This is a genomic window from Xanthobacteraceae bacterium, assembly GCA_019454205.1.
In the GTDB taxonomy this organism is placed as follows: domain Bacteria; phylum Pseudomonadota; class Alphaproteobacteria; order Rhizobiales; family Xanthobacteraceae.
This window is the reverse complement of record CP075369.1, coordinates 3,057,734-3,072,155: the sequence shown is the minus strand read 5'-3', so window position 1 is coordinate 3,072,155 and position 14,422 is coordinate 3,057,734. Positions and strand designations below refer to the sequence as shown.

Genomic DNA, 14,422 nt, shown 5'->3' with positions numbered 1-14,422 from the left:
GATAATCCACGTATGAATGAGTGTACCCCACGAAATTCACGTTTTTTTGCAGGGGTAATCATGCGCTTCCAACTTCGCCATCTCGGCCGCGCCGCGCTCGCCGCGCTCGCCGCCGTAACGCTCACCGCAGGCGCTTCGCGCGCGCAGCAGGTGACCGAAATCCGCATCGACTGGGCGACCTACAACCCGGTCTCGATCGTGCTTCGCCAGCAGGGCCTGCTGGAAAAAGAGTTCGAGAAGGACGGCATCAAGATCCGCTGGGTGCAGTCAGCCGGTTCGAACAAGGCGCTCGAATTCCTGAATGCCGGGTCCATCGACTTCGGCTCGACCGCTGGCTCGGCCGCGCTGGTCGCGCGCATCAACGGCAACCCGATCAAATCGATCTACGTCTACTCGCGTCCGGAATGGACCGCGCTCGTCACCGGGCCGAAGTCCGACATCAAGTCGGTCAAGGACCTGAAGGGCAAGACCGTGGCGGTCACCCGCGGCACCGACCCGCACATCTTCCTAGTGCGCGCGCTTGCCGATAACGGCCTCACCGATAAGGACGTGCGTTTCGTGCTGTTGCAGCACGCCGACGGCCGCCTCGCCCTGATCCGCGGCGATGTCGATGCATGGGCCGGCCTCGACCCGATGATGGCGGCCGCCGAAATCGACGACGGCGCGAAGCTGTTCTTCCGCAAGCCCGAAGCGAATACCTGGGGCATCCTCAACGTGCGCGAGGAATTCGCGAAAGCGAACCCGAAGCTGGTCGAGCGCGTGCTGAAAACCTACGAGCAGGCACGCCGCTGGTCGCTGGCGAACCCGGCCGAAGTCACCAAGCTGCTCGCACAGGCCGCGAAGATTCCGGAAAACGTCGCCGAGAAGCAGCTCAAAGAGCGCACCGAACTCACGCATAGCGTGATCGGCCAGCCGCAGCGTGCTTCCATCCTCGCCGCCGGTATTGCGCTCCAGAACGCGGGCGTGATCGACGCCAAGGTGAACGTCGAGAAGGTCGTCAACGAACTGATCGACGACCGCTTCAACGCGTCGCTTTCGAACTAAGCCACAAGCGCGGTAAACCATGAGCGTCATGGACGCCATTCAACAACGAGACGCCGCCGTCGAGGCGGCGTCTCCCGTTTCCAGGCCGAAGCCGGTATGGGCGCGGTTTCGCTTTCTTCTTGGATTCGCACTGCCGGTCGCGCTTGCGCTGGGGTGGGAAATCGCGATCCGCGCGGGTTGGGCACAGGGCCGCCTGATGCCGCCACCGAGCCGCCTGTTCGCGACACTTTATGAACTCGCGATCAGCGGCGAACTCTGGCGTCACATCGTGGCTACGCTCGGCCGTGTCGGCGCGGGCTTCGCACTCGGCACCGTTACCGGCACCATCGTCGGCGCGATTGCAGGCGCGTCGCGCCTGTCCCGCGACGTGGTCGATCCTTCGTTGCAGGGCCTACGCTCGGTGCCGTCGATCGCATGGGTGCCACTCTTTATTCTCTGGTTCGGAATCTACGAGCAGTCGAAGATCGCGCTGATCGCAGTCGGCTGCTTCTTCCCGGTCTATCTCGGCGTGCTCGGCGCGATTTCCGCCGTGGATCGTAAGACCGTGGAAGTCGGCCGCATCTTCCGGCTCTCGACGCCCGCGCTGGTGCGGCGGATTCTGCTGCCCGCGATCCTGCCCGCCTATATCGTTTCGCTACGGCAGGGCCTCGGCCTCGGCTGGATGTTCGTCGTCGCCGCCGAATTCATGGGCGCGAGCGAAGGTCTCGGCTATCTGCTCACCGACGGCCAGCAACTCGGCAAGCCGGATCAGATTCTCGCGGCGATCCTCACCTTCGCCGTGCTCGGCAAGATTACCGACGGCTTGCTCGCCACGGCATCGAAGCCTTTCCTGACCTGGCAAGACTCTTTCGCGCCGAAGGGCTGAACCATGCTGAACGTCCGCTCGGTCGATAAAATCTACCCCAACGGCGTGCGCGCGCTGGACCGCATCTCGCTCGACGTGAAGCAAGGCGAGATCGTCGCGGTGGTCGGCGGCTCCGGCTGCGGCAAGAGCACGTTGCTGCGCCTGATCGCAGGTCTAGATCCGGCGACGAAAGGGCGCGTCGAACTCGACGGCGAGACGATCCTCGCACCGCACGAATGTGTCGGCCTGATCTTTCAGGAGCCGAGGCTGCTGCCGTGGCTCACCGTCGCGCAGAACGTGGGCTTCGGCCTTTCGCATCTGCCGCGCGGGAAACGCGAAGCAATCGTCGGCGAAGTATTGCTGCGCGTCGGCCTCAGCGATTATGCGGACCGCTGGCCGCGCGAACTCTCCGGCGGACAGGCGCAGCGCGTCGCTATCGCTCGCGCGCTCGCGCCGCGCGTGAAGGTGCTGCTGCTCGACGAGCCGTTCTCGGCGCTCGATGCATTCACCCGCGCAAGCCTGCACCAGCATGTGCTCGATCTGTGGCGTGCCTACAAGCCGACGCTCATTCTCGTCACGCATGATGTCGAGGAAGCCGCCGTGCTCGCCGACCGCGTGGTGGTGATGCAGCCCAAGCCGGGGCGCATCTCCGCGCAATTCGATCTGAACCTCCCGCATCCGCGCGACCGCTACGGCGCGGACGTGGAGGCTGCGAAGCGCAAGATCCTTCATGCCCTCGACCAGTCGCTGCGAATTCGCGCGCCCGGAGAAGAACTGGCCCCCGCTGCTGCAATCTGACATAAGGCGCGGGAATTCCGGAGGACGATCATGGATGCATCCGAACTTCGCTCGCTACAGGCGCCGATCAAGGAAAAGTACAAGACCGATCCGAATGCGGCGGTCATCACGCTGAAGGCGAACGGTACGCTCGACGACGGCATCGCGTGCAAGGTGCAGACCGGCCGCGCGCTGGAAATTGCGGGCCTGCATCCGGCCACCGGTGGCTCCGGCCGCGAGCTTTGCTCCGGCGACATGCTGCTGGAAGCGCTCGTCGCCTGCGCGGGCGTGACACTGAAAGCGGTCGCGACCGCAATCGAGATTCCCCTGAAATCGGGCAAAGTCTCGGCAGAAGGCGATCTTGATTTCCGCGGCACGCTCGGCGTCGCAAAGGACGCGCCGGTAGGCTTCCGCGAAATTCGCCTGCGCTTCGACGTGCAGACCGACGCGCCGCAGGAAAAGCTGGACCAGCTTCTGAAACTCACCGAACGCTATTGTGTGGTCTACCAGACCATCAAGGCCGGACCGAAGGTCGACGTTTCGCTTCACAACACCTAGACTTTTCTTTCGCAGGCGTTTGCCGCGCATGAAGCGCGTCTGGCGCTTTCGCCATTCGCGCAAGTTATGAGCGCGTAGAAGTTTTCATGTCTCCCGATCTGATGTTCTGGCTGGCGGTGGCGGCGAAGATGATCCTCGCCGCTTCCGTCGTGCTTGCGGCGACGATTGCAGCCGAACGCGCCGGGCCGCTGGTCGGCGCGCTGATCGCGACCTTGCCGGTTTCGGCAGGCCCAGCCTATTTCTTCCTCGCGTTCGAACAGGACGCAGCGTTCATCGCGCAGAGCGCGCTCGGCAGCCTGTTGCTCAATGCCGCCACCGCAATCTACGCCACGACCTACGTGCTGCTCTCGCAACGGCATCCGTTCATCGTCTGCGTACCGTCGGCGATCGTGCTCTGGCTCGGCTCTTTGTTCTTATTCTCGCACTTCGTGCGGACGGGTTTGGGCGCGGCGGCGCTGAATGTCGCCGTGTTTGGTATCTGCTTTTTTCTGGTGCGGCGCTATCGCGACGTGCGGATGCCGAAGATCAAACTGCGCTGGTACGACTTCGTGTTCCGCGCCGGCCTCGTCGGCACGCTGGTCGGCATCATCCTCGCCCTGCACAGCGCAATGGGGCCGCTGGCGACCGGCGCACTCGCGGCATTCCCCATCGTCTTCACCAGCATGATGCTCATTCTGCATCCGCGCTACGGCGGCCCCGCCTGCAGCGCGGTGATGGCGAACGGGATCACCGGCCTGATGGGCTTCGGCATCGCCGCCTATGTGCTGCATGTCTCGGCAATTCCGCTCGGCGTACCGGCGGCGCTCACGCTGGTGCTGTGCATCACGGTCGCGTGGAATCTCGGCGTGTTCTTCTTTCGCGGAAAACGGAAAGCGTAACGGCGCTACTGCGCGGTCCAGCCGCCATCGACGGGAATGGCCGCGCCGGTGAGATTGTGGGCGGCAGGATGCGTCAGCCACAGCGCAAGCGCGCCGATGTCATCCGGCTGCGACATACGCAGGCTCGGCTGCTTTTCGCCGAGCAGATCCGCGATGCCGGCCGCGCGGTCGCCGCCATGTTTTGCGACCCGCTCCAGAATCTGCGGCTCGATCAGCGTGGTCTCGATGAAGCCGGGGCAGATGCAGTTCACGGTGATGCCGCCGCTTTCGCGCGAACCCGCCGTCGCATATTCGAGCGCGGCGACGCGCGTCATGCCGACCAGTCCGAATTTGGAAGCGACGTAAGGCGCCTTGTTCACGGAAGCGACCAGGCCATGCACGGACGCGATGTTGATGACGCGGCCGTAGCCGCGCTGTTTCATACCCGGCAGTGCAAGGCGCATGGTGTCGAAGGCCGCGGACAAATTTATCGCGATGATGCTGTCCCAGACCTGCCGCGTCGCATCCGCGAGGCTCACGGTGTGCTGCGTGCCTGCATTGTTGACGAGAATGTCGGGGCCGCCCCAGCCCATCACTTCCTTCATCATGGCTTCGATCGCGGCCGGGTTGCGCAGGTCGCCTTCGAAGAAGCGCGCTTCCGGCGCGCCGCTGTTCTTCACTTCCGCGAGCGCTTCGGCAGCCTGTTGCGGCGTGGCCAGTCCGTGCACGCCGATGCGTGCGCCCGCGGAAGCGAGCGCTTTGGCGATGGCAAGCCCGATGCCCTGCGCCGAACCCGTTACAAATGCCGTGCGGCCTTCAAGATAGCGACCCATCGCCAAACCCCGAATAACTCTGAAGGTTCATCCCAATCCAATTATGCGACGGGCGCAATACGACGATCAGCGGTTGCGAAGAATCGTTTTCAGCCGGTAGAGCGCATCCATCGCCTCGCGGGGCGACATCTCGTCGGGATGGATTTCGTCGAGCGCGGCGGCGAGCGGATCGGGCTTGCCGTCTTCTGCCACTGTCTTCGCTACCGGCGCCTTGATGTTTTGGAACAGTGGCAGGTCGTCGAAGCCTTGCAGTGGCTTGGAGCGCTGCTCGGATTCGAGTTCGGCGAGCACCACGCGCGCGCGTTCGATCACGCCATGCGGCAAGCCCGCGAGCTTCGCGACCTGAATGCCATAGGAGCGATCCGCCGTGCCGCGCGCGACTTCGTGCAGAAAGATGACTTCGTTTTCCCATTCCTTGACGCGTACCGTCGCATTCACCTGTCTTGGAAGCCGTGCGGCAAGCGCCGTCAGTTCGTGAAAATGCGTCGCAAACAGTCCGCGGCACTTATTCACTTCGTGCAGGTGTTCGAGCGTGGCCCATGCAATCGAGAGGCCGTCGAAGGTGGCGGTGCCGCGCCCAATTTCGTCGAGGATGACGAGCGAGCGCGCCGTCGCCTGATGCAGGATCGCGGCGGTCTCCACCATCTCGACCATGAAGGTCGAGCGGCCGCGCGCAAGGTCGTCCGCAGCGCCAACGCGCGAGAACAAACGATCCACCACGCCGATATGCGCCGCCTTCGCGGGCACGAACGAACCGCTCTGCGCGAGAATGGCGAGGATCGCGTTCTGGCGAAGGAACGTGGATTTACCCGCCATGTTCGGGCCGGTGACGAGCCAGATCGCACCGGCATCGGCACCATCAGGCGGCGAGAGCGAACAGCCGTTCGGCACGAACGGCCCGCCATCATGCGTCAACGCGGCCTCGACCACGGGATGCCGCCCGCCTTCGATTTCAAAGTGGAGCGAATCGTCCACCTCCGGCCGCACCCAGCTTCCTTCGGCTGCGAGTTCGGCGAGCGCGGTAGCGGCGTCGATTTCGGCGAGCGCGTTCGCGACCATTTCGAGGAGCGTCGCCGCAGCCATCACCTGCACGGCGAGGCGTTCGAAGATCGCAAGCTCCATCTGCAACGCGCGGTCGCCTGCGGAAGCAATGCGCGATTCCAGTTCGCCCAGTTCGGCGGTGGAGAAGCGCATCGCACCCGCCATCGACTGGCGATGGATGAAGCGCTCGCGCATCTTCGTGCTCAGCATGCGCTCGCCGTGCTGGCTCGGCACTTCGATGAAATAGCCGAGTACATTGTTGTACTTGATCTTGAGCGCCTTGATCTGCGTCTCGCCGGCATAGCTTTGTTGCAGGCCTGCGATGATGCCGCGTGCTTCGTCGCGCAGGCCGCGCGCCGCATCGAGATCGGCATCGAAGCCTTCGCGCACGAACCCGCCGTCGCGTTTTGAGTGAGGCAAATCGTCGGCAAGCGCGTCGGCGATGGCATCGCGCAGGTCGCGGTCGGACGCGCCGAGCGCTTCCGCTGCGAGCTTCGTTTCCTCCGGCACGTCCTGCATGTTTTTCAGGAGCGTCGAAAGCGCCAGCGCAATGCCGAGCGCGCGGCCGATGGCGGCGAGATCGCGCGGGCCGCCGCGTTCGAGCGCGATGCGCGCCAAAGCGCGCGACAGGTCGGGCGCTTCGAGCAGCGCCTTGCGGATTTCGCCACGCGCGGTCCAGTGCTCGACGAAGAAGCCGACACCGTCGAGGCGCGCATTGATCGCGCGCGCATCGCAAAGCGGGCTGGCGAGGCGCTGCGCGAGATTGCGCGCACCCGCCGCCGTCACCGTGCGGTCGATACAGGCGAGCAGCGAGCCGCGCGTCTCGCCGCCAAGTGTCCGCAACAATTCGAGATTGTTGCGGGTCGCGGCGTCGATCTGCATGACGCTGCCCGCGCGTTCGCGCGCAGGCGGAGAGAGCGCGGGGCGCGAACCGATCTGCGTACGCTCGACATAGGTCGCGGCGGCCGCGGCGACGGCCAGTTCGGGACGCGAGAACACGCCGAAGGAGTCGGATGTCGCGACATTGAAGAACGCCGCCAGCCGCCGTTCGGCGCTGGTGGAATCGAACAGTTCCTTCGGCATCGGCGTCACGTTCTTGAGCGAGCGCCAGTAGGCTTTCAGTTCGGGTTCGTCATAGAGCGAATCGGATACGAGAATCTCGCCCGGCTCGATGCGCGCGATCTCGCCCGCGAGCTGCGCTTCCCCGATTTCGGCCACGCGAAACTCGCCCGTGGAAATGTCGAGCCACGCAAGGCCGCAAATCGCTTCCTCGCCGGTCGCGGGTTTCGCGCGCGTCACCGCCATCAGCCAGTTGTTTCGCTTCGCGTTGAGCAGGCCGTCTTCGGTCAGCGTGCCGGGCGTGACGAGACGCACCACGCCGCGCTTCACCACCGATTTCGCACCGCGCTTCTTTGCTTCCGCCGGGTCTTCGGTCTGCTCGCAGACGGCAACACGGAAACCCTGCGCGATCAGGCGGTGCAGGTATTCCTCGGAGCGTTCCACCGGCACGCCGCACATCGGGATGTCGTGGCCCTGATGCCGGCCGCGCTTGGTGAGCACGATGCCGAGCGCGCGCGATGCCTTCTCGGCGTCCTCGAAGAACAACTCGTAGAAGTCGCCCATCCGGTAGAACAGCAGGCAGTCCGGATTGGCCGCCTTGATCTCGATGAACTGTTCCATCATCGGCGTGACGCGTTGCGCGTCCGCCGCGGATATTTCGTTCGTGCCGGAAGAAGCCGCATCGTTCATTGCGGCGGCAGACTAGCAGAGCACTTCCCACGCTTGCAGGCGAAAGAGACGGTTATCCCTGCTCTTCAATGCGTTGATATAGCTCGCGTTTCGCGGCCCGCAGCACCGCGTCGGAACCTGCGCCATCGGCCAACCGCGCATGAACCAGCGCGCCCACCATGAGCGCCACGAACGCGCTGGCCCGCTCTTTCGCGTTCGCGCCCTTTAAATAGCGCGCGACCAGCGAAACGAGCCGCTCGCGTCCCGCGGCAACCGCCTCGCGCGCGGGGCTTTCGCGGTTTGCCGCTTCGCTGCCGAGTGCCGCAACCGCGCAGCCTTTGCCCGGATTGTCGCGATGACTGCGCGAGAGATAACGGTCAACGATGACTTTCAGCTCTTCGCCGGGCTTCGCGGCTTCGGCGGCGGCACGCAAACCGCCGCCCGGCTCGCCGAACGACCACGCGCAGGCTTCCGCGACCAGCGCGTCCTTCGATTCGAAGTGCTTGTAGAAGCCGCCGTGGGTCATGCCCGCGGCCTCCATCAATTCGGCGACGCCAACGGAAGCAATACCGCGCTCGCGAAACAGCTTCGCGGCGGCCGCCACGATCCGCTCGCGATTTTTCGCCGCCGTTTCTCTGGAATTGCGCATCCCTTGGCCTCAGCCATGCGTCCCGTGAATAGATGATGATTATCATCCAATTATTGACAGGGCAAGGAGGCCGTGGGATTGCCCGAAGACGCAGAGGAAAAGCCCATGAGCATGGATGCCGCCGTCGCTACGAAGCCCGCGCGCCTGGAAGGCAAGCCGTTGATCTTCTTCCTCACGCTGCTCGCGGCGCTCGGCATGCTTGCGACGAATATGTACCTCGCGTCGTTCCCCTCGCTCGGCCGCGACCTCGCGGCGACGCCCGCGCAGGTGAAGCTGACGCTCACCGTATTCCTGCTCGGCTTCGCGTTCGGGCAACTCGTGATCGGGCCGCTCTCCGATAAATTCGGCCGCCGTCCGCTCCTGATCGGCGGACTGGTGGTTTACGCCATCACCGCCGCGCTGATCGCGCTTGCCGTCAGCATCGAATGGATGCTGGCGCTGCGCGTCGCGCAGGCGGTGGGCGCGTGTACCGGCTCGGTGCTGGCACGGGCGGTCGCGCGCGATCTTTTCTCCGGCGACGAACTCACGCGCTCGCTCGGCTTCATCACCACGCTGGTCGCGGCTGCGCCCGGCTTCTCACCTCTGATCGGCGGGCTGATCGAAACATTCATCGGCTGGCGCGCGATCTTCGCTTTGCTGGCGCTGGTCGGCATATTCGCCGCCGCGATGGTCTGGCTGCGCGTACCGGAAACGCATCACAGCCGAGAAACCGCGCCGAGCATGGCGCAGGCCTTCGGCAGCTATTTCATGCTGCTAGCGAAACGCGAATTCATGGTGCCGACGCTCGCCACCACCTGCGCCATGGCGGGGCTGTTCGCCTTCTTCGCCTCATCGCCGGGCATCTTCATCGAGCGCTACGGCGTATCGCCCGCGCTGTTCGGGCTGATTCCGTGCTTCACCGTGTTCGCGGTATTCGCAGGCGGCTTCAGCGCACCGCGACTCGCGAAGAAATGGCCGGGCTTCAAGCCCATCATCCTCGGCCTCGCGATGATGATCGTCGGCGGGACTGCGATGCTCGCGATTTCCCATGCGGGGAATCCCGGCATGTATACGGTGCTCGGCACGCTTCTGTTCTTTCTCTACGGCATGGGGGTCGTGAACCCGCTCGCGACCGTGTTCGCGCTGCGCCCGTTTCCCGAACAGGCGGGCGCGGCTTCCGCGCTGATCGGCTTTTTCCAGATGGCGGGCGGCGCTTTCGGCACCGTGCTGATCGGTCTCCTGCCGCTCCCGCTGCTGCCGGGACTGCCACTGGTCATGCTCGGCGCCGCGATTCTGGGCCTGATCGCCGTGCTGGCAGGCGCAAAATGCGTACAGCCGGATTAGCCATCACCTTTTTTCTTCTGCTGCAATGACTTGAGCCTGTAGCAGTCACGGGTCTATGGTCCCGCCCCCGGCCTGAAGCCGGGGTTAGGGAGCGCCTATGTCCGACAAAAAGAGCCGCCGTTCGCGGCCCACCTTCACCGATCAGGAAGCACTGCAATTTCACTCGGGCGGACGCCCCGGAAAGCTCGAAGTCGTCGCCACCAAGCCGATGGCGACGCAACGCGACCTTTCGCTCGCTTATTCTCCCGGCGTCGCTGTACCCGTGCTCGCCATCGCCGAAGATCCGAGCCGCGCCTTCGATTACACCGCGAAGGGCAACCTGGTCGGCGTGATCTCGAACGGCACCGCGATCCTCGGCCTCGGCAATCTCGGCGCGCTGGCCTCCAAGCCGGTGATGGAAGGCAAGGCGGTGCTGTTCAAGCGCTTCGCCGACATCGACGCCTTCGACATCGAAATGGGCACCGAAGACCCGGACGAGTTCATCAATGCGGTGAAGCCGCTGGGCCTCACCTTCGGCGGCATCAACCTCGAAGACATTAAAGCCCCGGAATGTTTCATCATCGAGCAGCGCCTGCGCGAAATGCTCGACATTCCCGTGTTTCACGACGACCAGCACGGCACCGCGATCATCACCGCGGCCGGCATCATGAATGCGCTGCACCTCACGGGGCGTGACATCAAGACCGCGAAGCTGGTCGTGAACGGCGCGGGCGCTTCCGGCATTGCGACCGTGGAGTTGCTGAAGGCAATGGGCATGCAGCCCAACAACATCATCCTCTGCGACACCAAGGGCGTGGTCTACAAGGGCCGCACCGAGGGCATGAACCAGTGGAAGTCGGCGCATGCCGCCGACACCAAGGCGCGCACGCTGGCCGACGCCTTCAAGGGCGCCGACATCTGCCTCGGCCTTTCCGCCAAGGGCGCCTTCACCGGCGACATGATCAAGTCGATGGCGGACAAGCCGATCATCTTCGCGCTCGCCAACCCGGACCCGGAGATTTCGGCGGAGGAAGTCGCGCAGATCCGAGAAGACGCGATCATGGCGACCGGCCGCTCCGACTATCCGAACCAGATCAACAACGTGCTCGGCTTCCCGTACATCTTCCGCGGCGCGCTCGACGTGCGCGCGACCACGATCAACATGGAAATGAAGATCGCGGCGGCGGAAGCACTGGCGCAGCTCGCGCGCGAGGACGTGCCGGACGAAGTCGCGGCGGCCTACGGCCAGCGGCCGAAATTCGGTCCCGACTACATCATTCCGGTGCCGTTCGACCCGCGGCTCATTTCCTATGTGCCGCCGGCGGTCGCGAAGGCGGCGATGGATACCGGCGTCGCGCGCCGTCCGATCATCGACATGGAGGCCTATGCGCAGCAGCTTCGCAATCGCCGCGATCCGATCGCGGGCGTGTTGCAGCGGGTTTACGAGCGCCTGCGCCGCCAGCCGAAGCGTGTCGTGTTCGCGGAAGGCGAAGAGGAGCAGGTGATCCGCGCGGCGGTCAGCTTCGCCTCGCGGGGCCTCGGCACCTCGGTGCTGGTCGGCCGCGAGGAGCGCGTGAAGAACACGGCGAAGCTCGCGGGCGTCGAACTGCCCGAAGGCGTCGAGATTCACAACGCCGCGCTCTCGAAGCGCACAACCGATTACGCCAACTATCTCTACGAGCGCCTGCAACGCGAAGGCTATCTCTACCGGGATTGCCTGCGGCTCGTGAACAACGACCGCAACCACTTCGCCGCCTGCATGGTCGCGCTCGGCGACGTCGATGCGATGGTGTCGGGCGTGACGCGCAACTATTCGGTGGTGCTGGAGGACGTGCAGCGCGTGATCGACCCGAAGCCGGGCCATCGCGTGATCGGCGTCTCGATCGTGATCTCGCGCGGGCGCACCGTGCTGATCGCCGATACCGCCGTCACCGAACTGCCGACCGCGGAAGAACTCGCGGAAATCGCGGTCGAAGCCGCGGGCGTCGCGCGCCGTCTCGGCTACGAACCGCGGGTTGCGATGCTGGCTTTCTCCAGCTTCGGCCATCCCCCGGGAGAGCGCACGCAGCATGTGAAGGACGCCGTGAAGCTGCTGCACGACCGCCGCGTCGATTTCGAGGTGGACGGCGAAATGGCAGCCGATGTCGCGCTGAACCGCGAACTCGCAGCGGCCTATCCGTTCAGCCGCCTCACCGGCCCCGCCAACGTGCTGGTGATGCCGGCGTTCCATTCGGCATCGATCTCGACCAAGCTGCTTCAGGAAATGGGCGGCGCAACCGTGATCGGCCCGCTGCTGGTCGGACTCGATCGTTCCGTGCAGATCGTGCCGCTGTCCGCGAAGGACTCCGACCTCATGAACATGGCCGCGATTGCCGCATACAACGTCAGCGGCTAGGCGCTTTTCAGAATATCGGCCTCATCCTGAGGAGCGGGCGCAACCCGCGTCTCGAAGGATGAGGTCTCGTGGTTCGAGACGCATCGCCTCGCGATGCTCCTCACCATGAGGCTGATTTTTAACGCAGCAAGCCGTGCTCGTTCGCGAGATCAACCAATTTGCGCTCCGGCCGCGCGCCGATGTGCGAGATGATCTCCGCCGCGCACAACGCGCCCAACCGCAACGACGCGACGTGCGGCATGCGCTGCGAGAAGCCGTAGAGGAATCCCGCTGCGAACAGGTCGCCCGCGCCGGTCGTATCCACCACGCGGTCGATCGGGAATGCCGGCACCGTTTCGGTTTCTTCGCGCGTCACCACCATCGCGCCCTTCTCGCTGCGCGTCACCACGGCGGTGGTCACGTCCTTGCGGAGCGCGGTGACGGCGGCGTCGAAATCGCCGGTTTCGTAGAGCGATTTCAGTTCCGCTTCGTTCGCGAACAGCAGATCCACCGTGTTGTTGCGAAGCAGACCGAGAAACTCTTTCCGGTAGCGGTCGACGCAGAAAGCGTCGGACAACGTCAGCGCCACCGTGCGGTCGTTATCGTGCGCAATTTCGGCGGCCTTCACGAAAGCGGCCTTCGCCTGCTTCGGATCCCAGAGATAGCCTTCGAGATACAGCACGCTGGCAGAGCGCACTTCGTCGACGGCAATATCGTCGGGGGTAAGATCCTGTGCCGCGCCGAGATACGTGTTCATGGTGCGCTGACCGTCCGGCGTCACCAGGATGAAGCTGCGCGCGGTGGCAGGTCCCTGCGTCGCCATCGGCGTCGAGAACGCAACGCCGGAGGCGCGGATGTCGCGCGCGAAAGTCTGGCCCAGTTCGTCGTCCTTCACCTTGCCGATGAAGGCGGCGCTGCCGCCGAGCATGGCGACGCCGACGATGGTGTTCGCAGCCGAGCCGCCCGAACATTCGACCACCGGACCCATCGCATTATAAATGGCGTCCGCGCGCCTCTCGTCGATCAGCGACATCGAGCCTTTCGGCATCTTCTGCCGCGTCAGGAAATCCTCGTCGGCGTGGGAAAGCACATCGACGATGGCATTGCCGATGCCGAGCACGTCGTATTTCGTAGCCGCCATTGCAGAAGCCCCCTCTGTCCGGGGTCCGGGTAGCAAAGGCGGGCGGTGGCTGCAACGTCACGTTTCAGCCCGGCCCTCCCCGCTTGCGCCCGGCGGCGCGCACATGGCATGAGGCTGCGCAAAATCAGGGAACAGACCGATGACCGCCTTCCACCCGCGTGTCTTCTCGGGCGTGCAGCCGACCGGCAACCTGCACCTCGGCAACTACCTCGGCGCGATCAAGCGCTTCGTCGAACTCCAGGACAAGCACGACTGCATCTATTGCGTGGTCGACCTGCACGCCATCACGGTCTGGCAGGAGCCGGAAGAACTGACGCGCAACATCCGCGAAGTGACGGCGGCATTCCTCGCCTGCGGCATCGACCCGAAAAAACATATCGTCTTCAACCAGAGCCAGGTCGCGGCGCACGCGGAGCTGGCGTGGATCTTCAACTGCGTGGCGCGGCTCGGCTGGTTGAACCGCATGACGCAGTTCAAGGAAAAAGCGGGCAAGGACCGCGAGAATGCTTCCGTCGGCCTTTACGCCTACCCGGCGCTGATGGCGGCCGACATTCTGGTCTATCGCGCGACGCATGTTCCGGTCGGCGAAGACCAGAAGCAGCACCTCGAACTGTGCCGCGACATCGCACAGAAGTTCAACAACGACTTCTCCGCGCGCATCGCCTCGCTCGGTTTCGGCGACGCTTTCTTCCCGATGACGGAGCCGCTGATCTCCGGTCCCGCGACGCGCGTCATGTCGCTGCGCGACGGCGCGAAGAAAATGTCGAAGTCGGATGCCTCCGACAATTCGCGCATCAACCTCACCGACGACGCGGATGCAATCGCGCAGAAGCTGCGCAAGGCGAAGACCGACCCGCATCCGTTGCCATCGGACGTGAAAGAACTCGAAGCGCGGCCGGAAGCCGACAACCTCGTCGGCATCTACTCCGCGCTCGCGGATAAAACGCCGGAAGACGTGCTGAAGGAATTCGGCGGCGCGCAATTCTCGAAGTTCAAGGAAGCGCTCACCGAACTTGCGGTCGCGAAACTCGGCCCCATCGGCGCGGAGATGAAGAAACTCACCGCCGATCCCGCCTATATCGACGGCGTGCTGGCGGACGGTTCTGCGCGTGCGCGGACGGTCGCCGCCGAAACGATGAAGGGCGTGCGCTCCATTCTCGGATTTGTCGGCTAAGGACGGCGTAACCGGTCCGTCATTTTCGTTAGACCTGTTCTCTACTTGGCGCTGACTCCGTCGCGTGGCAGGGTTGCGCGGCTAACGAAATCACACCGGA

At 64.5% G+C, this 14,422-nt stretch carries 12 protein-coding genes; 8 read left to right on the top strand and 4 right to left on the bottom strand.

Features of this window, described 5'->3' with window-relative positions:
* The first annotated feature begins 60 nt into the window (after positions 1-60).
* The 5 genes from KF794_15560 to KF794_15540 all read left to right on the top strand — a co-directional run bounded on the left by KF794_15560 (position 61) and on the right by KF794_15540 (position 4,101).
* Positions 61-1,044, top strand: coding sequence for an aliphatic sulfonate ABC transporter substrate-binding protein (locus KF794_15560; GenBank protein ID QYK45131.1), 984 nt, complete (start codon positions 61-63; stop codon positions 1,042-1,044).
* A 19-nt stretch (positions 1,045-1,063) separates the two neighbouring features.
* The gene (locus KF794_15555; protein ID QYK45130.1) at positions 1,064-1,909 is read left to right on the top strand and encodes an ABC transporter permease; all 846 of its coding nucleotides are present in this window, start codon (positions 1,064-1,066) and stop codon (positions 1,907-1,909) included.
* A gap of 3 nt (positions 1,910-1,912) precedes the next feature.
* Complete coding sequence (locus KF794_15550; GenBank protein QYK45129.1) at positions 1,913-2,686, top strand: ABC transporter ATP-binding protein; 774 nt, start codon at positions 1,913-1,915, stop codon at positions 2,684-2,686.
* Positions 2,687-2,716: 30 nt separating this feature from the next.
* The gene (locus tag KF794_15545) at positions 2,717-3,223 is read left to right on the top strand and encodes an OsmC family protein (protein ID QYK45128.1); all 507 of its coding nucleotides are present in this window, start codon (positions 2,717-2,719) and stop codon (positions 3,221-3,223) included.
* Positions 3,224-3,309: 86 nt separating this feature from the next.
* The gene (locus tag KF794_15540; GenBank protein ID QYK45127.1) at positions 3,310-4,101 is read left to right on the top strand and encodes a hypothetical protein; all 792 of its coding nucleotides are present in this window, start codon (positions 3,310-3,312) and stop codon (positions 4,099-4,101) included.
* A gap of 5 nt (positions 4,102-4,106) precedes the next feature.
* On the opposite strand, the gene KF794_15535 is transcribed toward KF794_15540, so the two are convergent.
* The 3 genes from KF794_15535 to KF794_15525 all read right to left on the bottom strand — a co-directional run bounded on the left by KF794_15535 (position 4,107) and on the right by KF794_15525 (position 8,331).
* The gene (locus KF794_15535; GenBank protein ID QYK45126.1) at positions 4,107-4,913 is read right to left on the bottom strand and encodes a 3-hydroxybutyrate dehydrogenase; all 807 of its coding nucleotides are present in this window, start codon (positions 4,911-4,913) and stop codon (positions 4,107-4,109) included.
* 66 nt (positions 4,914-4,979) lie between these two features.
* The gene (gene mutS / locus KF794_15530; GenBank protein ID QYK45125.1) at positions 4,980-7,703 is read right to left on the bottom strand and encodes a DNA mismatch repair protein MutS; all 2,724 of its coding nucleotides are present in this window, start codon (positions 7,701-7,703) and stop codon (positions 4,980-4,982) included.
* Between the two features lie 52 nt (positions 7,704-7,755).
* Complete coding sequence (locus KF794_15525) at positions 7,756-8,331, bottom strand: TetR/AcrR family transcriptional regulator (protein ID QYK45124.1); 576 nt, start codon at positions 8,329-8,331, stop codon at positions 7,756-7,758.
* A 105-nt stretch (positions 8,332-8,436) separates the two neighbouring features.
* Here KF794_15525 and KF794_15520 point away from each other — a divergent pair, with 105 nt between their 5' ends.
* Together KF794_15520 and KF794_15515 are read left to right on the top strand one after the other, a co-directional pair.
* Positions 8,437-9,654, top strand: coding sequence for a multidrug effflux MFS transporter (locus tag KF794_15520; protein QYK45123.1), 1,218 nt, complete (start codon positions 8,437-8,439; stop codon positions 9,652-9,654).
* A gap of 97 nt (positions 9,655-9,751) precedes the next feature.
* The gene (locus tag KF794_15515; protein ID QYK45122.1) at positions 9,752-12,028 is read left to right on the top strand and encodes an NADP-dependent malic enzyme; all 2,277 of its coding nucleotides are present in this window, start codon (positions 9,752-9,754) and stop codon (positions 12,026-12,028) included.
* A 118-nt stretch (positions 12,029-12,146) separates the two neighbouring features.
* Here KF794_15515 and KF794_15510 read toward each other — a convergent pair whose 3' ends face one another.
* Positions 12,147-13,148 carry an adenosine kinase gene (locus KF794_15510; protein ID QYK45121.1) on the bottom strand — a complete coding sequence of 334 codons (1,002 nt, stop codon included), beginning with the start codon at positions 13,146-13,148 and terminating at the stop codon, positions 12,147-12,149.
* 139 nt (positions 13,149-13,287) lie between these two features.
* Between KF794_15510 and trpS the strand changes: the two genes are divergently transcribed.
* The gene (trpS, locus tag KF794_15505; protein QYK45120.1) at positions 13,288-14,322 is read left to right on the top strand and encodes a tryptophan--tRNA ligase; all 1,035 of its coding nucleotides are present in this window, start codon (positions 13,288-13,290) and stop codon (positions 14,320-14,322) included.
* Positions 14,323-14,422: the final 100 nt, after the last annotated feature.